Source organism: Curtobacterium sp. 320 (genome assembly GCF_031455235.1).
Lineage (GTDB): Bacteria > Actinomycetota > Actinomycetes > Actinomycetales > Microbacteriaceae > Curtobacterium.
Genome location: NZ_JAVDSI010000026.1, coordinates 1 through 23,498 on the forward strand (window position 1 = coordinate 1; position 23,498 = coordinate 23,498).

General features: G+C 71.5%; 18 protein-coding genes. 9 read left to right on the forward strand and 9 right to left on the reverse strand.

The genetic code is table 11. The annotated features are described in order from the left end of the window. Positions 1-165: 165 nt before the first annotated feature. Entirely contained in the window at positions 166-390 is a 225-nt protein-coding gene (locus tag J2X60_RS18670; RefSeq protein WP_070418799.1) for a hypothetical protein, read from the reverse strand. 167 nt (positions 391-557) lie between these two features. On the opposite strand from J2X60_RS18670, the gene J2X60_RS18675 reads away from it, so the two are divergent. Further along, entirely contained in the window at positions 558-2,675 is a 2,118-nt protein-coding gene (locus J2X60_RS18675) for a DNA topoisomerase IV subunit B (protein WP_309889652.1), read from the forward strand. Between the two features lie 525 nt (positions 2,676-3,200). Here J2X60_RS18675 and J2X60_RS18680 read toward each other — a convergent pair. Continuing rightward, entirely contained in the window at positions 3,201-5,687 is a 2,487-nt protein-coding gene (locus J2X60_RS18680) for a DNA topoisomerase IV subunit A (protein WP_309889654.1), read from the reverse strand. A 26-nt stretch (positions 5,688-5,713) separates the two neighbouring features. Between J2X60_RS18680 and J2X60_RS18685 the strand changes: the two genes are divergently transcribed. Next, on the forward strand, positions 5,714-6,865 hold the full coding sequence (locus J2X60_RS18685; RefSeq protein ID WP_309889656.1) for an alkaline phosphatase family protein: 1,152 nt from the start codon (positions 5,714-5,716) through the stop codon (positions 6,863-6,865). 24 nt (positions 6,866-6,889) lie between these two features. Here J2X60_RS18685 and sepH read toward each other — a convergent pair whose 3' ends face one another. Beyond that, positions 6,890-7,915 (reverse strand): septation protein SepH, encoded by a 1,026-nt coding sequence (gene sepH, locus J2X60_RS18690; RefSeq protein ID WP_309889658.1) that lies wholly within the window; start codon positions 7,913-7,915, stop codon positions 6,890-6,892. A 265-nt stretch (positions 7,916-8,180) separates the two neighbouring features. Between sepH and J2X60_RS18695 the strand changes: the two genes are divergently transcribed. Continuing rightward, positions 8,181-8,480: a DUF4193 domain-containing protein gene (locus tag J2X60_RS18695; RefSeq protein WP_031263038.1), complete on the forward strand. Its 300-nt coding sequence runs from the start codon at positions 8,181-8,183 to the stop codon at positions 8,478-8,480. 139 nt (positions 8,481-8,619) lie between these two features. Here the strand turns inward: J2X60_RS18695 and J2X60_RS18700 are convergent, their stop codons facing one another. Next, the gene (locus J2X60_RS18700) at positions 8,620-9,051 is read right to left on the reverse strand and encodes a DUF3093 domain-containing protein (protein ID WP_070418804.1); all 432 of its coding nucleotides are present in this window, start codon (positions 9,049-9,051) and stop codon (positions 8,620-8,622) included. Between the two features lie 65 nt (positions 9,052-9,116). Here J2X60_RS18700 and dut point away from each other — a divergent pair, with 65 nt between their 5' ends. The 5 genes from dut to dxs all read left to right on the forward strand — a co-directional run bounded on the left by dut (position 9,117) and on the right by dxs (position 16,107). After that, complete coding sequence (gene dut / locus J2X60_RS18705) at positions 9,117-9,608, forward strand: dUTP diphosphatase (protein ID WP_070418805.1); 492 nt, start codon at positions 9,117-9,119, stop codon at positions 9,606-9,608. After that, the gene (locus J2X60_RS18710) at positions 9,605-10,327 is read left to right on the forward strand and encodes a DUF3710 domain-containing protein (RefSeq protein WP_229086592.1); all 723 of its coding nucleotides are present in this window, start codon (positions 9,605-9,607) and stop codon (positions 10,325-10,327) included. Before dut ends, J2X60_RS18710 begins: the two co-directional genes overlap by 4 nt. Before the next feature lie 25 nt (positions 10,328-10,352). Beyond that, the gene (locus tag J2X60_RS18715; protein ID WP_261647204.1) at positions 10,353-11,105 is read left to right on the forward strand and encodes a DUF3159 domain-containing protein; all 753 of its coding nucleotides are present in this window, start codon (positions 10,353-10,355) and stop codon (positions 11,103-11,105) included. A gap of 129 nt (positions 11,106-11,234) precedes the next feature. Beyond that, positions 11,235-14,051 carry an aconitate hydratase AcnA gene (acnA, locus tag J2X60_RS18720; RefSeq protein WP_071302914.1) on the forward strand — a complete coding sequence of 939 codons (2,817 nt, stop codon included), beginning with the start codon at positions 11,235-11,237 and terminating at the stop codon, positions 14,049-14,051. A gap of 109 nt (positions 14,052-14,160) precedes the next feature. After that, the gene (gene dxs, locus J2X60_RS18725; RefSeq protein ID WP_309889662.1) at positions 14,161-16,107 is read left to right on the forward strand and encodes a 1-deoxy-D-xylulose-5-phosphate synthase; all 1,947 of its coding nucleotides are present in this window, start codon (positions 14,161-14,163) and stop codon (positions 16,105-16,107) included. A 186-nt stretch (positions 16,108-16,293) separates the two neighbouring features. On the opposite strand, the gene J2X60_RS18730 is transcribed toward dxs, so the two are convergent. From J2X60_RS18730 to J2X60_RS18750, 5 genes are all read right to left on the reverse strand, one after another. Next, complete coding sequence (locus J2X60_RS18730; RefSeq protein WP_309889664.1) at positions 16,294-16,650, reverse strand: hypothetical protein; 357 nt, start codon at positions 16,648-16,650, stop codon at positions 16,294-16,296. A 92-nt stretch (positions 16,651-16,742) separates the two neighbouring features. Then, a complete protein-coding gene (locus J2X60_RS18735) occupies positions 16,743-18,881 on the reverse strand; it encodes a 3-hydroxyacyl-CoA dehydrogenase NAD-binding domain-containing protein (protein WP_071302917.1) in 2,139 nt (712 codons plus the stop codon). Between the two features lie 2 nt (positions 18,882-18,883). Continuing rightward, a complete protein-coding gene (locus J2X60_RS18740; RefSeq protein WP_309779452.1) occupies positions 18,884-20,095 on the reverse strand; it encodes a thiolase family protein in 1,212 nt (403 codons plus the stop codon). Positions 20,096-20,221: 126 nt separating this feature from the next. Continuing rightward, the gene (locus J2X60_RS18745) at positions 20,222-21,532 is read right to left on the reverse strand and encodes an HRDC domain-containing protein (protein WP_396127818.1); all 1,311 of its coding nucleotides are present in this window, start codon (positions 21,530-21,532) and stop codon (positions 20,222-20,224) included. Next, a complete protein-coding gene (locus J2X60_RS18750) occupies positions 21,525-22,109 on the reverse strand; it encodes a DUF3000 domain-containing protein (protein WP_070418813.1) in 585 nt (194 codons plus the stop codon). The genes J2X60_RS18745 and J2X60_RS18750 overlap by 8 nt, the downstream gene beginning before the upstream one ends. Before the next feature lie 23 nt (positions 22,110-22,132). On the opposite strand from J2X60_RS18750, the gene J2X60_RS18755 reads away from it, so the two are divergent. Beyond that, positions 22,133-23,356: an alpha/beta fold hydrolase gene (locus J2X60_RS18755; protein WP_071295258.1), complete on the forward strand. Its 1,224-nt coding sequence runs from the start codon at positions 22,133-22,135 to the stop codon at positions 23,354-23,356. Positions 23,357-23,498 lie beyond the last annotated feature (142 nt).

Consider the following 23,498-nt stretch of genomic DNA (forward strand, 5'->3'; position numbering starts at 1 on the left):
CGCCCCGCCCTCCCCCCGCCCCTGCTCAATTTGCCCCGCCACCCCGCCACCTAACCGGCCCGCGCCCGCGCTTCTGGGTGGCCCCCCCCCCCCCCCCCCGGCGGGGGGGGGGGGGCCCCGCGGCCCCCGCGCCTCCTGTCCGTTCAGCGCTCGCGTCTGTGGGCGCTACTTCGACTCGTAGAGTCGGCTGCTCTCGTCGTGCCACTCGATGGCGGTCGCCGCGAGCTTGTCCTTGAACTCGGCGCCGTGGTGCGCACAGAAGTACAGCTCACCGCTGGCCATGGTGGCCCGGATGTACGCCTGCGCGCCGCAGCTGTCGCAACGGTCGGCAGCGGTGAGCTGGTGGCTGCTGACTTCGTCGATGGAGAGGTCCTGCACGGTCTGGGTCATTGCTGTGCTCCTCACGGATCGCAGGTGGTGCGGCTTGGTCCACCTATTTCAACACGTGATGCCTGAGAGTGGCGCATTGTGATCGCCCGTTTCGCTCAGCGCGGATCGGCTGTCCCCAGTCCGAGTGTCCGCGCGGTGGTGTCGGTGCGGATCGCTAGCATCGGAAGGTGAGCTCCGACTACTCCGCACGCCATCTCTCCGTCCTCGAAGGGCTCGAGGCGGTCCGCAAGCGTCCGGGCATGTACATCGGGTCGACGGACTCCCGCGGGCTCATGCACTGCCTGTGGGAGATCATCGACAACTCCGTCGACGAAGCCCTCGCTGGGCACGGTGACGAGATCGGCGTGCTGCTGCACCCCGACGGTTCGGTCGAGGTCCGCGACACCGCTCGTGGCATCCCCGTCGACGTCGAGCCGAAGACCGGTCTGACCGGGGTCGAGGTGGTGTTCACCAAGCTCCACGCCGGTGGCAAGTTCGGCTCCGGGTCGTACGCCGCGTCCGGTGGGCTGCACGGTGTCGGTGCCTCGGTCGTGAACGCGCTGTCGGAGCGCCTCGACGTCGAGGTCGACCGGGGCGGCAAGACCTACGCGATGTCGTTCCACCGCGGCGAGCCGGGCACGTTCGCCGGCGACGGGCCGGACGCGCCGTTCACCCCCTTCACCTCCGGCAGCGAGTTGCGTGTCGCCGGCAAGGTGAAGAAGGGCGTGACCGGGTCCCGCGTGCGGTACTGGGCGGACCGGCAGATCTTCACCTCCGACGCGAAGTTCAGCACCAGCGACCTCATCAGCCGAGCGCGCCAGACGGCCTTCCTCGTGCCCGGGCTCGGCATCACCATCACGGATGCGCGGCCCGCCTCGATCGAGGCAGCGGCCGCGCGGGCGGAGGCCACGGGCACTCCTGTCGAGCCCGGTCCCGTCGTCGAGCGCTTCCGGTACGAGGGCGGGATCGGTGAGTTCGTCGAGCACCTCGCCCTCGACTCCGCCGTCACCGACGTCTGGCGCATCCAGGGCACCGGCACCTTCACCGAGACCGTGCCGATGCTCGACGACAAGGGCCACATGGTGTCGACCTCCGTGTCGCGTGAATGCGAGGTCGACCTCGCGCTGCGATGGGGCAGTGGCTACGAGACGGTGTTCCGCAGCTTCGTCAACATCATCGCGACGCCGAAGGGCGGCACGCACCAGGCCGGCTTCGAGTCCGGCGTGGTCAAGGCCGTGCGCGCCCAGGTCGAGGCGAACGCCCGCAAGCTCAAGGTCGGGCAGGACAAGCTCGAGAAGGACGACGTGCTCGCCGGCATGACCGCGGTGCTCACCGTCCGCCTGCCCGAGCCGCAGTTCGAGGGCCAGACCAAGGAGGTCCTCGGCACCCCGGCGGTCCGCAAGATCGTCGACCAGGTCGTGTCGAAGCGCCTCACCGAGATCCTCACGTCGACCCAGCGCACCGAGAAGGCCCAGGCGGCGACCCTGCTCGAGAAGGTCGTCGCCGAGATGAAGACGCGCATCTCGGCCCGGGCACACAAGGAGACCCAGCGCCGGAAGAACGCGCTCGAGAACTCCTCGCTGCCGACGAAGCTCGCCGACTGCCGCAAGCAGGACGCCGAGGGCACCGAGCTCTTCATCGTCGAGGGCGACTCCGCGCTCGGCACCGCCAAGCTCGCGCGCAACAGCGAGTACCAGGCGCTGCTGCCGATCCGCGGCAAGATCCTCAACGTGCAGAAGGCGTCCGTCTCGGACATGCTCTCGAACGCCGAGTGCGCCTCGATCATCCAGGTCATCGGCGCCGGCTCCGGTCGGACGTTCGAGATCGACCAGGCCCGCTACGGCAAGGTCATCATCATGTCCGACGCCGACGTCGACGGCGCTCACATCCGGACACTCCTGCTCACGCTGTTCTTCCGGTACATGCGGCCGATGATCGAGCAGGGTCGGGTGTTCGCTGCCGTGCCGCCGCTGCACCGGGTCGTCGTAGTCAACCGCGGCAAGGCGAACGACACGCTGTACACGTACTCCGAGGCCGAGCTGCAGGCCGTGCTGAAGAAGCTCGAGAAGCAGGGCAAGAAGTACCAGGAGCCGATCCAGCGGTACAAGGGCCTCGGTGAGATGGACGCCGACCAGTTGGCAGAGACCACGATGGACCGCACGCACCGGACGCTGCGCCGGGTGAACATCACCGATGCCGAGGGTGCTGCGAAGGTCTTCGAGCTGCTCATGGGCAACGACGTGGCGCCGCGCAAGGAGTTCATCCTCGCGGGCGAGGGCCTCGACCGCGACCGTATCGACGCGTAGGCGGCGCTGCGCGCTGCGCGCTGGCGCCGCGCGCGGCGCCGCCGAGTCTCGCCTCAGCGGACAGTTTCGCGCCGCGGCTGCGCGAGTTCTGTCCGCGGGGCCGAGTCTCGGCGCCGCCGTGCGGCGCGTCCTCACGCGCTGGGCGACACGTCACGCGGCGCTGGCGCCGTGACGTGTCGCCAGCCGCGTGAGTCCGCAGCGCGGTCCGGTGGTCGGGGCGGTGGTCGTCCCCATGGGCGGACGGGAGGCGCGGTGCGGGGCCGTCCCGCGCCTCCCGTCCGCGTTCAGGCGGCGAGGGGCCCGTGAACTGTCGCCTGACGCGAAAAGCCGGGTGACCGGGCCGCGCCGAGGGCGAGTCTCGGCTGGGCGGACGGTTTCGCGCCGCGGCGGCGCGAGGACTGTCCGCGGGGCCGAGTCTCGGCATCCGCCGCGTGCGCGTGCTCACGCGCTGGGCGACACTTCACGGGGCGACGGCCCCGTGAACTGTCGCCTGGCGCGAAAAGTCGCCGCCAGCGCGCCGCGCGCCTACGCCTCGCCGGCGGTGCCGTCGAGCGCCGCCGCACTCCCACCGATCGAGTCGATCACGGCGTCGAGCGGCGCCCCCGACCCGTCGCGCTTCGACAGCCAGTCCGGCAGCGTCCGGGCAGCGCCGTCCGCCCCGACCGCGTGCGGGGGAGCGATGCCCGCCCACGCCACCGTCAGGCCGTCCTCGCCCTTGAGGAACGCGTGCGCCCGGACACCCTGGGTCGCACGACCCTTCGCCGGGAACTCCGACAGGGCCGAGACCTTCGCGCGCCCGGTGTCGGTGCCCGGCAGGGCCGAGGACGACGCCGAGACGGTCGCGACCACGGCGTCGTCGGAGCGGGCGACGGATCCGAACCAGATCGCCGAGGCACCCGCGGCGAGGGCCACGCCGGCGACCCCACCGGCGGGGAGGCCCTGCGCACGGACGCCGGACGCGGGGAACCGCAGCAGCTGCGCGTTCGAGGTGATGAACACGAGGTCGTCCGACTCGGGCGCCTGGGCGGCACCGACGACCGCGTCGCCGGGCTTCAGCCCGATCGCGGGGAACTCGGGCTTGTCCGGCCAGGCTCCGGGCACGACGCGCTTCACGACGCCCTGCACGGTGCCGATGGCGAGCGAGTCCGACGAGGCGCCGGAGAGGTCGACGAGGGCGACCACGGTCTCGCCGCGGGCGATGCCGAGGAAGTCCGTCACCCGGACGCCGGCGTCGAGCCGGACCGCGGCTGGCGGAACGGCGGGGACGTCGACGGGGGAGAGCCGGATCACGCGCCCGGTCGAGGTGAGCGCCCCGACCTGCCCGCGGACCGAACTGACGATCGACGAGCGGACGGCGTCGTGCTTGGACCGCTTCGGCACCCGGACGATGCCGAGCTCGGACGTCGGGATGTCGACCCGGATGAGCCGCCCGGTGGTCGAGAGCAGCACACGGCACGGCGAGTCGGCGATCTGCAGGGACTCCGGGTCGACCGCGGCCTTGCGGCCACCCTTGACGGGGGCGTCGGCCTCGGTGAGCAGGGTCCGGCGCGGGGTCGCGAACCGGTCGGACACCTCGGTGAGCTCGAGCGCGACCTGGGCACGGAGCCGCTCGTCGGACGCGAGCAGTTCCTCGAGCGCGGCGATGTCGGCGAGCAGCTGGTCGCGCTCGCCCTCGAGCTCGAGGCGTGAGAACTTCGTCAGGCGCCGGAGCCGCAGTTCGAGGATGTACTCGGCCTGCACCTCGGACAGGTCGAACACCGTCTGCAGGCGGGAGCGCGCCGCCTCGGAGTCGTCCGAGGAGCGGATGACCTCGATGACCTCGTCGATGTCGAGGATCGCGATGAGCAGCCCCTCGACCAGGTGCAGTCGCTCCTTCTTGCGTGCGAGGCGGTACTGCGACCGACGTGTGACGACCGAGAGCCGGTGCTGCACGTAGACGTCGAGCAGCTCGCGCAGCCCGAGGGTCTTGGGCGATCCGCCGACCAGCGCGACGTTGTTGATGCCGAAGCCGTCCTCGAGCGGGGTGTGCTTGTACAGCTGCTCGAGCACGGCGGTCGGGTTGAATCCGCTCTTGATGCCGATGACGAGCCGGAGCCCGTGGTTGCGGTCGGTCAGGTCGTTCACGTCGGAGATGCCGACGAGCTTCTTCGACTGGACGCCGTCCTTGATCTTCTCGATCACGCGCTCCGGGCCGACCAGGTACGGCAGCTCGGTGACCACGAGGCCGACCTTGCGCGGGGTGAGGTTCTCGACGCTCACCTTCGCGCGCGTCCGGAACGAGCCGCGACCGCTGGCGTAGGCGTCGCGCACGCCGGAGAGCCCGACGATGGTGCCGCCGGACGGCAGGTCGGGGCCCGGCACGAACTCCATCAGTTCGTCGAGCGTCGCCTGCGGGTTCATGAGCAGGTGCTTCGCCGCCTCGACCACCTCGCCGAGGTTGTGCGGCGCCATGTTCGTCGCCATGCCGACCGCGATGCCCGACGCGCCGTTGACGAGCAGGTTCGGGAACGCCGCGGGCAGCACGCCCGGCTGCATGATCTGGTTGTCGTAGTTCGGGACGAAGTCGACGACGTCCTCGCCCAGGCCCTCGGTCATGGCCATCGACGGTTCGGCGAGGCGGGCTTCGGTGTAGCGGGCGGCCGCGGGACCGTCGTCGAGCGAGCCGAAGTTGCCGTGTCCGTCGACGAGCGGCACGCGCATCGTGAACGGCTGCGCCATGCGCACGAGGGCGTCGTAGATCGCGCCGTCGCCGTGCGGGTGCAGCTTGCCCATCACCTCGCCGGTGACGCGGGCGCTCTTCACGTGGCCGCGGTCGGGTCGGAGCCCCATCTCGGCCATCTGGTAGAGGATGCGCCGCTGCACGGGCTTCAGGCCGTCGCGTGCGTCGGGGAGTGCCCGTGAGTAGATGACGGAGTACGCGTACTCGAGGAAGGAGCCCTGCATCTCCTCGGAGACGTCGACGTCCTCGATGCGTTCACCGTCGGGCAGGCCGACTGCTTCCGTGCGTGCCATGGCACCCTTCTGCGAGACTGGGGGAGATGGGAACAAGCGTACCGACGGCCCCCGACGCCACCGCGAACCTCGCCGACGTCTTCCCGAGTTGCCTCGTCGCGCTCGGCGCTGCGGACGACGCCTGGTTGCGTTCCACCGGACTGGAGGCGCGGATCACCCTCCGCCCCGCCCGTTCCGCGATCGTCGTGCTGGTCGACGGCCTCGGTGCCGGCGCGCTGGCAGCGCGCGCCGGGCACGCCCGCTGGCTCGCCGCGGGCAAGAAGCGACTGCGCAGCGGCTTCCCGACGACGACGGCGGCCGCGCTGAGCACGCTGACGACCGGTCGGTCGCCCGGCACCCACGGCGTGGTCGGGTACAGCGGCTGGAACCCCGACACCGGCCGGGTGATGAACCTGCTGAGCGGCTGGGACGACGAGGTCCCGAAAGACTGGTTCCTCGCCCGCACGCTGTTCACCGAGGCGCCAGCGCTCGGTGTCGACCCCGTGGTGGTCGGACCCGCCCGGTACCGCTCCTCGGGGATGACCGCCAACGTCCTCGGCGGGGCGCGCTACGTCCCGGCCGACTCGATCCCGCAGCGCGTCGATGCCGCCCTCGCCGAGACCGCGACGGGTCGCTCGCTCGTGTACCTCTACGTCCCGGAGCTCGACTCGATCGGGCACAAGCACGGCTGGCAGTCCGACCGGTGGACCGCGGCACTCGAACTCCTCGACGGCGAACTCGCTCGGCTCGACGGTCGTGCCGCCGCCGACGTCGGGATCGTCGTGACGGCCGACCACGGCGTGCTCGACGTCCCCGACCACGCGAACATCGCGCTCGACCCGCTCCTGCTGACCGACGTCATCGGGGTCGCCGGCGACCCGCGCTGCCGGCAGTTCACGGTCGCACCGGGCACCGACGTCCGCTCCCTCGTCGGGCAGTTCCGGGCGCGCTACGGCAAGAAGGCGTACGTCGCGAGCCGTGACGAGGCGATCGCCGCCGGCTGGTTCGGCGCTGTCTCGGACGAGGTCGTCCCGCGCATCGGGGATGTCGTGCTCGTGGCACGGGGATCCTGGGCGTTCAACGACGACCGGGCGCTGCGCGACGGCGAGTCACCGAAGCGCATGATCGGCCAGCACGGTGCGATGACCGACGAGGAGACCATGGTGCCGCTGCGCCTCGCCGGGGCGTTCGCGCAGTAGCACGAGCCCGACGGCGCCCGGGGATCAGGCCGGGTCGTCGTCCGGCCGGGTCCCGAAGACGATCTCGTCCCAGCTCGGCATCGACCGTCGGTTCCGCTTCTTGCGCTCTTGCCGCCCGGCCTCGGCCTCGGGGGCGGAGGTGGGTCGGGCGTCCGGCTGCGGCGCGGTGTCCGACGAGTCCTCGAACCCCTGCAGCGGGATGTCGACGACGCTGATCGAGGTCCGTCGTCCGTCGTCCTGCGGCTGTTCGCCGAAGGCCGCGGCCTCGCGCTCGCCACGACGGCGGCGGAGCGCCTCGAGCAGGTCGGCGGTCTCGTTGCCGGGGGCGCGTTCCTCGACGGCGGCTCCGATGCGGGGGAGCGGCGCGCGGAGCGGACGCTCCTGCACCTCGGGGTTCGTGACGTCCTCGTCGGGCTCGTCGACCCGGAACGCGCCGGAGTCGAACCGCGTCCCGTCGGTGTCCTGGTGGTCGTTCTCGACCGCACGGAGGCGCGGCGCGATGCCCTCGTCCTCGGTGTGCGAGAGCCGGTGCGCGTCGCCGTTGTCGGGCGTCAGCGTCGACGTCTTCGGGTCGAAGCGCCACTGGGCGTCGTGCTCGACCTCGGCGGCGGTGTAGTGCACGCGGACCTGCCAGCCGCTCTCGACGTGCTTCCACGACGCCCAGGCGATCCCGCTGGCCTCGCCCGCCTCGAGCTTGGCGGTGATCGCCTCGCCGAAGGTGTCGGGCGACTCGTCGTCGACCGGGGTGACCGGCACGCGGTGCGCGGCGTCGAGGATGAAGGCACGCTCGGCGAGGACGGGGCCCTCGAATCGCCGCACGTACTCGACATCGACGTCGAGCGCCAGGGCGACCTCGGCGGCGTCGGCCCCGCCACGGATCCGCGCCTGCACGTCCTTGGGGGACACGCGCTTGTGCGGACCGGACTCGGGGTTCGCCTGCCGGACCTGACCGGGCAGCGACGAGGTGACGGGCAGTCGGAACTCGGTCCCGCCGTCGGTCGCGAGCAGGAGTGCCCCGGACTCCACCCCGATGACTCTCACGTCTTGCATGGTTCCGCCTTCCGAGCGTCGCGTACGGTCGTGCCTCGTACCCCGTGAGTATGCAGCCGTCCGGACCCGATCCCGCGGAGGCGCACGGGCGTGCCGTGGACTCCCGTGCGAGCGTTTCCGGACAGCGGGAATGGACGGGCGGGTACACGGGTTGCAGCGCCAGAACGACCCGCCGGAGACTTCGGTTTGCGCTCTGGCGAGACGTGGTGCAAACTGTCGCCGCCGATCACCGGCGACGACCTCTCGATACGAGAAATGGATGGGCATGGCCACCGATTACGACGCCCCCCGGAAGACCGACGACAACTCCGACTCGGAGTCGATCGAGGCCCTCAAGGAGCGCGTTCCCGACAAGATGTCGGGGGTCGTCGACGATGATTCCGACAACCCCGGCAGCTTCGAGCTCGCCGGACAGGACCTCAGCGACGTCGACCTCGACGTCGTCGTGCTCCCGCCCCAGGTCGACGAGTTCACCTGCGTCGAGTGCTTCCTCGTGAAGCACCGCTCGCAGCTCGACCACGAGTCGAAGCTCGGCCCGGTCTGCGCGGAGTGCGCGGCGCTCTAGGGAACGCACGAAACCAGAACGGCCCGTCACCGCGAGGTGACGGGCCGTTCTGCGTGCGCTGGGCGTTCGGACGTGCGCCGTGCCGGACAGGAGGCGCGGGTCGGGCCCGCACCGCGCCTCCTGGATCGCAGGTGGGGACTCAGGACCGCAGGGCGGCGACGACGGCCGACGGGTTGCGGACGCTGACCAGCCAGTAGGGCGTCGGGTCCGCGGGGTCCTGCACCTCGACCTTGACGACCCCGCGCACGTAGCCGCGGAAGAGCGTCCAGGCGCGGGCGTCGAGCTTCGGCCCGCGCTGCGTGGTGGCCTCGGCGCCCTCGTAGCCCTCGACCTCGCCCACGAGCGTCCGCGGGAGGTGCGCCCGACCGGCGCGGAACTCGGTCTCGGTGACCTCGATGGTCGGAGCCAGCGCCCAGAGCAGCACGAGCACGCCGAGGTACATGCCGACCGCCACGAGGACGCCGGCGAGCACGCTGATGGGCAGGAACACGAGGAGGCTGGCGGGGATGACGAGCGCCGTCGCCAGGTAGAGGACGGGCGGAGCCCACAGTCGTTCGCGGTACAGGGTCACGACACCATTCGACCACGACTCCGGGCAGGTCACGGAACGGTCACGGTCTGCACTACCCTCGACACGTGACCGAACCAGTCGACGTGCTCTGGACCGGGGAGAACGCTCCCGGATACGCCCACCCCGGTGACGCCGGTGCGGACCTCGTCTCGACCGAGGCGTTCGTCCTGCAGCCCGGCGAGCGTCGGCTCGTGGGCACGGGCCTGAAGATCGCGCTGCCGGACGGGTACGCCGCGTTCGTGGTCCCGCGCAGCGGTCTCGCCGCCAAGCACGGCATCACGATCGTGAACGCCCCCGGCACCGTCGACGCCGGGTACCGCGGCGAGATCAAGGTCGCGCTGCTCAACACCGACCAGGCCGCCGCGCACGAGGTGCACGTCGGCGACCGCATCGCCCAGATGATCGTCATGCCGGTCCCGCGCGTGTCGTTCACCCGCGTCGACGAGCTGCCCGACAGCGTCCGCGGCCAGGGCGGGTTCGGCTCGTCGGGCTACGGTGACCGGAGCGGTGCCGTCAGCGGCGCCGCGGACAACGCTCAGGAAGGAACGCGCGCATGAAGTTCGGCCGACGCAAGCGTGACGAGGTCGAGGTGGCGGACGCCGTCGCCGACGAGGTCGAGGTGGCCGAGACGACGCCGGAGGTCGACATCGCGATCGACGCCGACGCCGACCTCGACGAGGTGGACGCCGTCGCGCCGACCGACAAGTCCGCGCCCGAGGACCGTGCCGAGAGCGGCCCGCACGACGAGACCGAGGCGAACCTGGTCCGTCCGTACGTCGACCTCGGCGGCGTGAAGGTCCTCCCGCGCGAGGGGCTCCACCTGCGGCTCGAGGTGGAGGAGGGCTCGCAGCGCGTCGTCGCGGTCGGGCTCGACTACGACGAGTCCACGCTGCAGGTGCAGCCGTTCGCCGCACCCCGCTCCACCGGGCTCTGGCACGAGATCCGCGCCCAGATCGCCGAGCAGATCGAGCGCCAGGGCGGCATCGTGTCCGAGGTCGACGGTCCGTTCGGCCCCGAGCTCCGCGCCCAGGTCCCGGTCGTCTCCGACGGCACGGGCGTCACCGACGGGGCCCGCCCCGCGCGGTTCATCGGCGTCGACGGCCCGCGCTGGTTCCTGCGCGGTGTGATCGCCGGCAAGGCCGCCGAGCAGCCCGACGACGCGGCCGAGATCGAGGACCTGTTCCGCAGCGTCGTCGTGGTCCGCGGGACCACCCCGATGCCGCCGCGCGACCTCATCCCGCTGCACATGCCGAAGTCGACGCAGTCGGCGATCTGACCGGCGACCCGAACCAGGAGGCACGGTGCCGGACCACGACGACACCACCCGTCCCGACGCGGACGCGCCCGACGCGCTGCCCTCGTTCAGCGACCAGATGCGTGCCGCCGTCGCCAACACCGGGCTCGGCAAGGTCGCTCCGGGCGAGGCGCCGTCGGGGCACGCCCTCGTCGCGGCCATCGGCGGCGTGCGCGGCCTGGTCGAGTCCGTCCTGCCCGGGCTCGCGTTCCTGGTGGTCTACGCGATCACGAAGGAGGTCGTCCCGAGCGTCCTGATCCCGGTCGCGATCGGCGTCGTGTTCGTGGTGCTCCGCCTGCTGCAGCGCCAGTCGCTCGTGATGAGTCTCGCGGGGATCCTCGGCGTGGCGATCTCCGCCGGCCTCGCGCTCATCACCGGGCGGGCCGAGAGCAACTTCATCCCCGGGATCGTCATCAACGCCGTGTGGCTCGTCGGGCTGCTCGTGACGCTGGCGATCCGGCAGCCGCTCATCGGCCTGGTCGTCGGGTTCCTGCTCCCGCCGAACGAGGACGGCACCCCGCAGGACTGGCGTCGCGACCCGGCGAAGCGCCGCGTGCTCACCGTGGCGACCTGGCTCTGGGTCGGACTCTTCGCGATCCGGCTCCTCATCGAGGTGCCGCTCTACCTGACCGCCCAGGTGGAACTGCTCGCCGGCATCAAGCTCATCACGGGCGTCCCGCTCTACGCCGCCCTGCTCTGGGTGACCTGGCTGCTCGTCCGGACGGTGTTCAAGCGCGAGGGCGACGCCACCCGGGTGTAGAGTTGTCTCGACATCGAGATAATTCCCCGCGGCCCTTCCCGGGCTGGCGGGTTTAGGTTTGCCTTGCTGGTGGGACGCCTCGCGCCCCGCTTGGATGGGGGCACACCGATCAACCAGGGAGGCGGCACAGTGGCTGCAGTCAACAGCTTCGGCTCGAAGGACACGCTGTCGGTTGGGGGTGTCGACTACGCGATCCACCGGATCGACACGGTGCCCGGGCACGAGAAGCTCCCGTACAGCCTGAAGGTGCTGCTCGAGAACCTCCTCCGCACCGAGGACGGCAAGAACGTCACCGAGGACCAGATCCGCGCCCTCGGGTCGTGGCAGCCCGACGCCGAGCCGGACACCGAGATCCAGTTCTCGCCGGCCCGCGTGGTCATGCAGGACTTCACCGGCGTCCCGTGCATCGTCGACCTCGCCACCATGCGCGAGGCGATGGCGGAGATCGGCGGCGACCCGAACAAGATCAACCCGCTGTCGCCGGCCGAGATGGTCATCGACCACTCCGTCATCGCCGACCTCTTCGGTCGCGAGGACGCACTCCAGCGCAACACCGACCTCGAGTACGAGCGGAACGGTGAGCGCTACCAGTTCCTCCGCTGGGGCCAGACCGCGTTCGAGGACTTCAAGGTCGTCCCGCCCGGCACCGGCATCGTGCACCAGGTCAACATCGAGTACCTGGCGAAGGTCACCTACACGCGCGACTTCGACGGCGAGACCTACGCCTACCCGGACACCCTCGTCGGCACCGACTCGCACACGACGATGGTGAACGGGCTCGGCGTGCTCGGCTGGGGCGTCGGCGGCATCGAGGCCGAGGCGGCGATGCTCGGCCAGCCGGTGTCGATGCTCATCCCGAAGGTCGTCGGCTTCAAGCTGTCCGGGTCGATCCCGGCCGGCGTGACCGCGACCGACGTGGTGCTCACCATCACGCAGGAGCTCCGCAAGCACGGGGTCGTCGGCAAGTTCGTCGAGTTCTACGGCGAGGGCGTCGGCGAGGTCCCGCTCGCGAACCGTGCCACCATCGGCAACATGTCGCCGGAGTTCGGCTCGACGGCGGCGATGTTCCCGGTCGACGACGTGACGCTCGACTACCTCCGCCTCACCGGCCGCTCCGAGGACCAGATCGCCCTCGTCGAGGCCTACGCCAAGACCCAGGGCCTCTGGCACGACGCGGCGGTCGAGCCGAACTACTCCGAGTACATGGAGCTCGACCTCTCGACGGTCGTCCCCTCGATCTCCGGCCCGAAGCGCCCCCAGGACCGCATCGAGCTCTCGAAGGCGAAGACCCAGTTCGAGGTCGATCTCGGCAACTACACGACGCCGAGCGAGCAGACCGACCTCGACGACGCGGTGGAGGAGACCTTCCCGGCCTCCGACCCGATCGCCGCCGGTTCCACGAACGAGGACACCGCGCTGCACGAGCACGTCTACGTCTCGAGCGCCCCGTCGACGGCCTCGCAGCCGACGAAGGTCGCGATGGACGGGGCCGACCCGTTCACGATCGACCACGGTGCCGTCGCGATCGCCGCGATCACGTCGTGCACGAACACGTCGAACCCGTCGGTCATGATGGCCGCCGGCATCCTCGCCCGGAACGCCGCGAAGAAGGGCCTCACCGCGAAGCCGTGGGTCAAGACCACGCTCGCGCCGGGGTCGAAGGTCGTGACGGACTACTACGAGAAGGCCGGTCTCACGACCTACCTCGAGCAGCTCGGCTTCTACACGGTCGGCTACGGCTGCACCACCTGCATCGGCAACTCGGGCCCGCTGCCGGAGGAGATCTCGCAGGCCGTGCAGGACAACGACCTCGCCGTCACCGCGGTGCTCTCGGGCAACCGCAACTTCGAGGGGCGCATCAACCCCGACGTGAAGATGAACTACCTGGCCTCCCCGCCGCTGGTCATCGCGTACGCCCTCGCCGGGTCGATGCACTTCGACTTCGACAAGGACGCCCTCGGGCAGGACCAGGACGGCAAGGACGTCTTCCTGCAGGACATCTGGCCCGACGCGGTCGAGGTCCAGCAGGTCATCGACGCGTCGATCGACACCGAGATGTTCACCCACGAGTACGGCTCCGTGTTCGAGGGCGACGACCGCTGGAAGAACCTGCCGACCCCGACGGGCGACACGTTCGAGTGGGACACCGAGTCGACCTACGTGCGGAAGCCCCCGTACTTCGAGGGAATGACCATGCAGCCCGACGCGGTGTCGGACATCTCCGGCGCCCGGGTGCTCGCGAAGCTCGGCGACTCGGTCACGACCGACCACATCTCGCCGGCCGGGTCGATCAAGGCCGACAGCCCGGCGGGCAAGTACCTCGCCGAGCACGGCGTCGACCGCAAGGACTTCAACTCCTACGGCTCGCGTCGCGGCAACCACGAGGTCATGATCCGCGGCACGTTCGCGAACATCCGCCTCCGCAACCAGCTCCTCGACGGCGTGGAGGGCGGCTACACCCGCGACTTCACGACGCCGGACGGTGCGCAGTCGTTCATCTACGACGCCTCGCAGCACTACCAGGAGCAGGGCATCCCGCTCGTCATCTTCGGTGGCAAGGAGTACGGCTCCGGTTCGTCCCGCGACTGGGCGGCGAAGGGCACGAACCTGCTCGGCGTCCGCGCGGTCATCACCGAGAGCTTCGAGCGCATCCACCGCTCGAACCTCATCGGCATGGGCGTCGTGCCGCTGCAGTTCCCCGCCGGCGAGTCGGTCGAGTCCCTCGGGCTCGACGGCACCGAGGTCGTCTCGATCTCCGGCCTGACCGAGCTGAACGAGGGCCGTACGCCCAAGACGGTGCACGTCACGGCTGCGCCGAGCGAGCACTCGCCCGCCGGCAAGGAGACGATCGAGTTCGACGCGGTCGTCCGCATCGACACCCCGGGTGAGGCGGACTACTACCGCAACGGCGGCATCCTGCAGTACGTGCTGCGGTCGCTCGTCTGACGCACCCGTCCGACGGACAGGAGGCGCGGTGCCAGCTGGCACCGCGCCTCCCGTCCGTTGTCGGGTCACGCGCATAGAGTGGGCCGACAGCCCCACGAAAGGAGCGCCCGTGAGTCTGCTCTCGAGCATCACGTCGCCGCGCGACCTGAAGCGTCTCTCCGACGCGCAGATGACGGACCTCGCCGCCGAGATCCGACGCTTCCTCGTCGCCGAGGTCGCGAAGACCGGCGGCCACCTCGGCCCGAACCTCGGCGTCGTCGAGCTCACGCTGGCGATGCACCGGGTGTTCGACTCGCCGCACGACCCGTTCGTCTTCGACACCGGGCACCAGTCGTACGTGCACAAGCTCGTCACCGGGCGGCAGGACTTCTCGCGGCTGCGCGAGCGGGGCGGCCTCGCCGGGTACCCGCAGCGGAGCGAGTCGGAGCACGACATCGTGGAGTCCTCGCACGCGTCCTCGTCGCTGTCCTGGGCGGACGGCATCTCCCGCGCCTTCGTGCAGACCGGCCAGGCCGACCGGACCGTCGTCGCGGTCGTCGGCGACGGCGCGCTCACCGGCGGGATGACGTGGGAGGCCCTCAACAACATCTCCGACGGAAACGACCGTCGACTCGTCATCGTCGTCAACGACAACGGGCGCTCGTACGCGCCGACCATCGGCGGCATGGCGCGGTTCCTCAGCTCGGTGCGCACGCGCCGCGAGTACCGGGCGCTGTTCGAGAAGTCCCAGGCCGCGGCGGCGCGGTTCGGTGCCCCCGGGCGGGCGCTCTACCGTGGGGTGCGCGGCGGGCTGCACGGGTTCCTCTCGCGGTTCACGAACAACGAGGCGCTCTACTCGAACCTCGACATCAAGTACATCGGGCCGGTGAACGGGCACGACCAGCGGGCGATGGAGGCCGCACTCCGCCAGGCGAAGGCGTACGGCGCGCCGACGATCGTGCACGCCATCACCGAGAAGGGGCACGGGTTCGAGCCCGCGCTGCGCGACCAGGCCGACCAGTTCCACGCGGTCGGGCACATCGACCCGGAGACCGGCGAGTCGCTCGACGTGTCGTCGGGGCCGTCGTGGACCTCGGTGTTCGCCTCGACGCTGGCGGAGGTCGGCGCGTCGGACGAGAAGATCGTGGCGATCACCGCGGCGATGCTCCGCCCGACCGGGCTGCACCTCTTCCAGGAACAGCACCCCTCGCGCGTGATCGACGTCGGGATCGCCGAGCAGCACGCCGTGACGACCGCAGCCGGACTCGCGTTCGGCGGCCTGCACCCCGTCGTGGCCCTGTACGCGACGTTCCTGAACCGGGCGTTCGACCAGGTGCTCATGGACGTCGCCCTGCACAAGGCCGGCGTCACCTTCGTCCTCGACCGCGCGGGCATCACCGGACCGGACGGGCCGTCGCACCACGGCATGTGGGACCTCGCGTTGCTGCAGGTCGTGCCCGGGATCCGGATCGCCGCACCCCGTGACGCCGCGACCCTGCGCGAGGAGTTCCGCGAGGCCGTGGCCGTCGACGACGCACCCACCGTGCTGCGCTGGTCGAAGGGACAGGTCGGGCCGGACATCGTCGCGGAGCGTCGACTCCCGGACGGGGTGGACGTGCTGCGGTCGCCGTCGTCCGACCAGGAGCCCGACGTCCTGTTCGTCGCCGTGGGCTCGATGGTGCCGGTGGCACTCGACGCGGCGGCGCTGCTCGAGTCCCAGGGCATCGGCGTGACGGTGGTCGACCCGCGGTGGGTGGTGCCGATCCCGGCCTCGCTCATCGATCTGTCGCGTGACCACCGGCTCGTGATCACGCTCGAGGACGGCGTGCGGGTCGGTGGCGTCGGGACGCGGCTGCGGCAGGACCTGCGCGCTGCGGGTGTCGACACCGGGGTCAACGAGCTCGGGCTGCCGGACGCGTTCATCGACCACGCGTCGCGGTCCCAGATCCTCGAGGACGTGGGGCTGACCGCGCAGGCGATCGCTCGGGACGTCATCGACCAGGTCGTCGGGACGAAGCTGCCGCAGGCGAAGCCAGCGCGGGCGGCGTCGCGCTCCCGGGAGTCCGCCGACCGCTGAGCGGCGCGGGCGCGGCGCGCCGGTCGTGGCCCGGCGTGGCCCGGCCCGGCCCGGCGCGGCCCGGCGCGGCGCGGCCCGGCCCGGCGGCGCGGCGGGTCGAACCACGAATGCGACGTCGAACCGGGCGGATCGACGAGTTCGATGTCGGATCCGTGGTTCGATCCGAAGCCCGGCGGCGGGGCGGGGTCAGCGCTGCGCGGGCGGCTCGGCGGCCGCGGGCACGAGCTCGCGCAGGATCGCGCGGGCCATCGGCGTCACCCAGAGGACCTGGCCGTACGACAGGCCGTCACGGCCCTCGCGGATGATCTCCACGCGCGAGGACGTCGGCCCCTCGCGTGAAAACGTCATGACGATGTTGTCGGCGCGGAGGGCGAACGAGGTCCGGCGGCCGATGACGGCTCCGTCCGGACGGATCTCCATCGCCGCTGCTCCCGGGACGGCGTGCACGGCGCGGTCGAGCAGCTCCGGGACCGCGTCGAGCGGCACGGGCACGACGACGCTGGGGTGCCCGGTCGTCCTCGGTGCCCACCACTCCTGTGCCATGGTTCGACCGTACGCCGGGTGGAACCACGAAACCGACGTCGAACCGGGCACACGGCCTGGTTCGACGTCGGTTTCGTGGTTCGACGCCGGGGTCAGCGCGAGGCCGGCCCGACGATCAGCGGCTCGTGGAACGCCCCGCCGAAGACCCGCTCGGACGCACCGGAACGGTCGAGGTACGGGCTGATGCCACCGGCCTGGAACGGGTAGCCCGCGCCGAGGATGAGGCCGAGGTCGATCTCCTCGACGTGCTGGACGACCTCGTCCTCGAGCATGCGGTGTAGCTCGTCGGCGAGGGCGTCCTCGAAGCGGCGCTGCATCTCGGCAGCGTCGACCGGCTTCGCGTCCTTCTTCGACGGTGCGACGAGCTTCACGGCAGCGGGGTCGTACCCGGTCGCGGTGCCCTTCTTGTCGCGGGTCAGGATGTGTCCGAACTCGGCGATCTTCTTCAGGCCGTCCCCCGGGTAGAAGCGCTCCGGCCAGGCGGCGTGGTGCGAGTCGAGCACATGCGCGCCGACCGGCAGCCCGACGAGCTCGAGCAGCTCGAACGGCGACATCGGCAGGCCGAGCGGCGCAGCGCCCTGGGCGACGACGTCGAACGACGTGCCCTCCTCGACGCCGCGCATCGCCTCGCCGAGGACCCGGGCGAGCACCCGGTTCACGACGAAGCCCGGCTGGTCGGCCGTGATGATCGCGGTCTTCTTGAGCGTCTTCGCGACGGCGAGGGCCGTGGCGAGGGTCTCGTCGGAGGTCGAGGCGGTGCGCACGACCTCGAGCAGCGGCATCACGGCGACGGGGTTGAAGAAGTGGAACCCGACGAGTCGCGACGGATCGGACAGCACGGAGCCCATCTCGGACACCGACAGCGACGAGGTGTTCGTGGCGAGGATCGCGTCCGGAGCGATCACCTGTTCGATCTTCCGGAAGACCTCCTGCTTGACGCTCATCTCCTCGAAGACGGCCTCGATGACCCAGTCGGCGTCCGCGAACGCGTCGTAGGACACCGACCCGGACACGAGTGCCTTGATGCGGTTCGCGTCGTCGGGGGAGACGCGGCCCTTGTCGAGGAGCTTGTCGACCTCGCCGCGGATCCGCTCCACGCCGGCGTCGACGCGCGACTGGTCGACGTCGGTGATGACGACCGGGACGCCGAGTCGTCGGGCGAAGAGGAGCGCGAACTGGGACGCCATCAGGCCGGCGCCCAGGACGCCGACCTTCGTGACGGGGCGCGGCGAGACGTCCGCGGGGGCGCCCACCGGCTTCTTCGCGCGCTTCTGCACGAGGTCGAACGCGTACATCGACGCAGCGAACTGGTCGCCCGAGATGAGGTCGGCCAGGGCGTCGTCCTCGTCGGCGAACCGCTCGTCGAGCGACCCGGACTTCGCCGCGGCGACGAGGTCGAGCGCCCGGAACGGCGACTTCGGGACCGTGCCGATCTTCGACGCGACCTGGCTGCGGGCGACCTTGACGACGGTGCCCCACGCGGCCTTCTCGATCATGCCGGGCTCGTTCTTCCGCACGACCTTGGTGCGACCCGACACGACGCCGTCGATCCACGCCACCGCGGACGGCAGGAAGGTGACCGAGGGGATGAGCGCGTCGCCGATGCCGAGCTCGACCGCGGCCGGCCCGTCCATCAGGCGGTTGTTCTTGAGCGGGTTCTCGACGATGACGCGGAGCGCCTTCTCGGGGCCGATCAGGCGGGGGAGCAGCGTCGCGCCGCCCCACCCGGGGATGATGCCGAGGAAGACCTCGGGGAGCCCGATGCCCTGCGCGGCCGACGAGAACGCCCGGTACGTGCAGTGCAGCCCGATCTCGAGGCCACCGCCGAGCGCGATCCCGTTGATGAGCGCGAAGGAGGGGACGCCGAGGTCGGAGAGCTTCCGGAGCGTCGCGTGCCCGAGGGCGGCCAGGTCGTGGGCGACGTCCCGCGACGGCACCGAGGCGGCCTGGGAGAGGTCGGCACCGGCGGCGAAGCAGTACTCCTTGCCGGTGATCGCAACGGCCTGGATCGTCCCGGCGGACGCTTCGGTCCGCAGGGTGTCGAGGACCCCGGAGAGCTCGTGCAGCGTGCGCGGCCCGAGGGTCGACGGCCGCTTGTAGTCCTTGCCGTTGTCGAGCGTGATGAGCGCGAGCGTGCCACCGGACGGCAGCGCGACGTGCTTCAGGTACGAGTGCGTGACCACCTCGTCCTCGCTGAGGGCGAGGAGCTGGTCGTTGTCGACGATGGTCATGGTCACGCCGCCTTCCGTGCCGCGGACTTGCTGAAGTTCGGGTTCTCCCAGATGACGGTGCCGCCCTGGCCGAGCCCGATGCACATCGTCGTGATGCCGTACCGGACGTCCGGGCGCTCCGCGAACTGGGCCGCGAGCTGGGTCATCAGGCGGACGCCGCTCGAGGCGAGCGGGTGCCCGACGGCGATCGCGCCGCCCCAGGCGTTCACGTTCGTCGAGTCCTGGGCGATGCCGTAGTTGTCGAGGAAGGCGAGCACCTGGACGGCGAACGCCTCGTTGATCTCGAACAGCCCGATGTCGTCGATCGTCAGCCCGGCCTTCGCCAGGGCCTTGTCGGTCGCGGGCACCGGCCCGATGCCCATCACCTCGGGGTCGACGCCCGCGAACGCGAACGAGACCATGCGCATCTTCGTCGGCAGCCCGTGCTGCTTCGCCGCGTCGGCCGAAGCGATGAGGCTCATGGTGGCACCGTCGTTCAGGCCTGCCGCGTTGCCGGCGGTGATGCGTCCGTGCGAGCGGAACGGCGTCTTCAGGGCTGCCAGGGCCTCGAGCGTGGTGCCGGGGCGGGGCGGCTCGTCACTGGAGACGATGTCCCAGCCCTCGCCGGTGTTGACCTCGACCGGCACCAGGTCCGGCTGGAGCTTGCCCGCGGCCCACGCGGCGGCGTAGCGCTGCTGGGACTGGACGGCGTAGGCGTCCGTGCGGTCCTTGGTGATCGCGGGGAAGCGGTCGTGCAGGCGCTCGGCGGTCTTGCCCATCACGAGCGCGTCGCCGTTGACCATGCGCTCGGCGATGAAGCGCGGGTTCGGGTCGGAGTTGAAGCCCATCGGGTGGCGCCCCATGTGCTCGACACCGCCGGCGATGGCGACGTCGGCCGCGCCGAACGCGATGGCGCCAGCGAGGGTGGTCACGCTCGTCATGGCACCGGCGCACATGCGGTCGATCGCGTACCCGGGGACGGTCTTCGGGAGTCCGGCGAGCATGCCGACCGTCCGGCCGAGCGTGAGCCCCTGGTCGCCCTGCTGCGTGGTGGCCGCCACGGCGACGTCGTCCACCGCGGCCCCGTCCAACGAGGCGTTCCGGTCGAGGAGTCCGCGCATCGCGTGCACCGCGAGGTCATCCGCGCGGGTCTTCCAGAACACCCCCTTCTCCCCGGCTCGTCCGAACGGTGTCCGAACTCCGTCGACGAAGACGACGTCTGCTGCCTTTGGCAATCTGGGCCTCCAGATCCTCGTTGATCAGGCTGGGCGCGTCCCGCCCCGCCCGGCCGGGTCCGACCCGGCGTGCACCAGCGACGCTATGCCCCGAGCCTGTGCGGACGCATGCCCGTTGGGGCGTTCCTACGACTCGGTGTTGCTCTCGGCAGCAGGCTCCTGTGCAGCAGCGACAAAGGCGTGCGCGATGATCGACGCCGTCTCCTCGACCTGCCAGGGGCGGGCGTCGTGCGCGGCGAGTACGGCACCGACGGTCTCGGTGGCGATCGGCGTCGGCGGCTCCCACGAGACGGTGCGGAGGGTGTCCGGCGTGAGCAGGTTCTCGACGGGCAGGTCGAGCTCCTCCGCGCGCTGCACCACGGCGGCCCGTGCGGCCTTGTACCGGCGGTCGGCTGCCGGGTTGCGGTCGGCCCAGGCTCGGGGCGGCGGCAGGGCGGGCTCGCCGGCGGATCGGAGGCGGGGGAGGTCCTCGGTCGTGCGACCCTCCTCGACGGCGGCCCACCAGCGGTCGAGCTCGGACCGGCTGGCACGACCCGTGAAGGCCTTCACCCCGCTCAGCTCGCCCTTCGAGGCCGGGTTCGCCGCCGCGGCCGCGACGATCGCCGAGTCCGGGATGGTACGACCCGGCGCGATGTCGGCTTCGCGGGCGTAGGCGTCGCGTGCCGTCCAGAGCGACCGGGCGATCGCGAGTGCCCTGGAGCCACGGAGGGCGTGCATACCGGACAGGCGGCGCCACGGCTCGGCCTTCGGCGGCTTCGGCGCCCGTGTCAGGACGGCGGCGAACTCCTCTTCGGCGATGCGGGACTTGCCCGCCTCGTCGAGCTTCGCCGCGAGCGCGTCACGGAGGTCGGGGAGCAGCTCGACGTCGAGCGCCGCGTAGACCAACCACGACTGCGGGAGCGGCCGGGTCGACCAGTCCGCGGCGGAGTGGGCCTTCGCGAGCGTGATCCCGAGCAGCTGTTCCACGACGGCACCGAGGCCGACCCGGGGGAAGCCTGCGATGCGGGCACCGAGCTCGGTGTCGAAGATGCGGGTCGGGACGAGGCCGACCTCCTGCAGGCAGGGGAGGTCCTGCGACGCGGCGTGGAAGAGCCACTCCCCGTCGACGATCGCGTCCTGGAGCTCGGAGAAGTCGCCGATCGGGATCGGGTCGAAGAGGAACGCCCCGGCACCGCGACGGAACACCTGGATGAGGTACGCCCGCTGCGAGTACCGGTAGCCGCTCGCGCGCTCGGCGTCGACGGCGACCGGGCCGTGGCCCGCCGCGATGGCGGCGACGGCGTCGAGGTACTCCTCGCGCGAAGCGATCACGTGGACCGCGTCGTGCGACGCCTCGAACGCCGGCGACGCCGCGGACGGAGCAGCCGACGGCGGAACAGCCGGCGACGCCGACGGGACAGCGGGCGACGCACCGGCCGGAGATGCGGGGTCAGTCACGTGCGAGCCTCCTCGGGGCCAACAGGGTCACGCCGTCCGACGCGGGCGGGAGACCGGCGAGCATCGCCACGATCTCCTCCCACGCCTCGACGTGTGCGGTGAGGTCGTCCCCGCGCGGGGTCCACGAGGCGCGCAGTTCGAGCTGCGCCCCGTCGCCCTGCGCCGCGAGGTCGCCGTAGCCGCGGGAGATGATCTTGGTCGCCGTGCCCGAGGCGTGGTCGTAGGTCGCACCGTGCGCCGCGAGGGCGTCGACCAGCCAGCTCCACGTCACGTCGGCGACGAACTCGTCGACACCGATCTCGGGTTCGAGCGGTGCCTGGGCGAAGGTCACGATGCGGAACGACCCGCCCCAGCCCTCGGGTTCGTCCGGGTCGTGCAAGGCGATGAACCGACCGGTGCCGAGGTCGGAGTCGATGCCGTGCGCCGCCCCCGAGACGTCCGCCGCCAGGGCGATCGAGAACGGGGCGATGCGCGACGGCGAGGGGATCTCGGTGACGGTCGTCTCGGCGCGCGCGCCGCCGGACGCCACGAACGCACGGAGCCGCGCGAAGGCGTCGGGCTCTCGGGTTTCGGACACGAATGCAGACTAGGCTCCGGACCATGTCCCGATCCGCGCGACCCGCCGAGGACGTCGTCCAGGAGACCGCACGATCGGCCGGGTTCGTCGCACTGGGAGCGGGCATCGCAGCGGCCGCCGTCACCACCGCGGTGATCGGCGGGTTCGTCGCGGCGGTGGCCCGAGCGGTGGTCACCCCCGACCGCAAGCGCACCGAACGCGTCCCGATCCACGCCGTCGACCCCGTGCGGCGGACGGTGACGCTCGAGCGCACCGCGGACACCGAACTGCAGGGCCGCTACAGCCTCTGGTTCGGCGGCGGGACCGGGCACATGCGCGTCGGCGAGGTCCTCGGCACCACCGACACGACCGTCACCCGCCGCATCATCGCCATCGACGCCGGCGACCCCACCGCGGCCCGCCGGGGTCGGTGGGGCGGCTGGTTCTACCTGACCCCGGGGGAGCTCGACGTCCCGGTCGAGGACATCGACGTCCCCACCCCGAACGGCCCCGCACCCGCCTGGGTGGTCCGCGCCGACGACCCGGACGCGCCATGGGCCGTCCTCGTGCACGGTCGTGGGGTGACCCGCGCCGAGACGATCCGCGCGGTGCCGGTCTTCCGGGCGGCGGGGTACTCCGTGGTGCTGGCGAGCTGGCGCAACGACGGCGTCGCCCCGCGGAGCGTCGACGGCCGTTACGGCCTCGGCAGCACCGAGTGGGAGGACATCGACGCGGTCCTCCGCTGGCTCGCCGGGCAGGGCGCGTCGAGCGTCGTCCTGATGGGCTGGTCGATGGGCGGCGCGGTCGTGCTGCAGACCCTGGTCCGGTCGGCGTTCGCGGACCTCGTGGACGGTGTCGTGCTCGAGTCGCCCGTGGTCGACTGGCACGCGGTGCTCAAGTCGCAGAGCCAGCTGCTCCGCCTGCCGCGGCCCGTCCGGAAGGTCGCGCAGCGCCTCCTCCGCACCCCGGTCCTGCACCGGCTCACGGGCCTGCGGCAGCCGGTCGACCTGCGGCAGCTCGACATGGTCGCGCGGGCCGACGAACTGCACGTGCCGATCCTGCTCATGCACAGCGACGACGACGGGTTCGTCCCGTCGTCCGCGTCGCACGCCCTCGCCGAGGCCCGGCCCGACATCGTGCGGCTCGAGGTGCAGACGACCGCCCGGCACACCAAGCTCTGGAACCACGACGCCGACTGGTTCGACGCCCGCATCCTCGCGTGGCTGACCGAGGTGGTCCAGCGAGACGGCGCGGCCAACGCGCGGTAGACGCATCCACAGACGGACGGGAGGCGGGGGGGGCCCGGGGGCCCCCCCCCCCCCCCCGGGGGGGGGGGGGGCGGGCACCCCCCCCCCGGGGGGGGGGGCGGGGGGGGGTTTTGTGGGGGTTGAACCCCCCCCAACACAAAGA

Coding starts and splice junctions, on each gene's coding strand:
- J2X60_RS18670 (WP_070418799.1), bottom strand. CDS start 390: ATGACCCAGACCGTGCAGGACCTCTCCATCGACGAAGTCAGCAGCCAC.
- J2X60_RS18680 (WP_309889654.1), bottom strand. CDS start 5,687: ATGGCACGCACGGAAGCAGTCGGCCTGCCCGACGGTGAACGCATCGAG.
- J2X60_RS18685 (WP_309889656.1), top strand. CDS start 5,714: ATGGGAACAAGCGTACCGACGGCCCCCGACGCCACCGCGAACCTCGCC.
- sepH (WP_309889658.1), bottom strand. CDS start 7,915: ATGCAAGACGTGAGAGTCATCGGGGTGGAGTCCGGGGCACTCCTGCTC.
- J2X60_RS18695 (WP_031263038.1), top strand. CDS start 8,181: ATGGCCACCGATTACGACGCCCCCCGGAAGACCGACGACAACTCCGAC.
- J2X60_RS18710 (WP_229086592.1), top strand. CDS start 9,605: ATGAAGTTCGGCCGACGCAAGCGTGACGAGGTCGAGGTGGCGGACGCC.
- J2X60_RS18730 (WP_309889664.1), bottom strand. CDS start 16,650: ATGGCACAGGAGTGGTGGGCACCGAGGACGACCGGGCACCCCAGCGTC.
- J2X60_RS18735 (WP_071302917.1), bottom strand. CDS start 18,881: ATGACCATCGTCGACAACGACCAGCTCCTCGCCCTCAGCGAGGACGAG.
- J2X60_RS18755 (WP_071295258.1), top strand. CDS start 22,133: ATGTCCCGATCCGCGCGACCCGCCGAGGACGTCGTCCAGGAGACCGCA.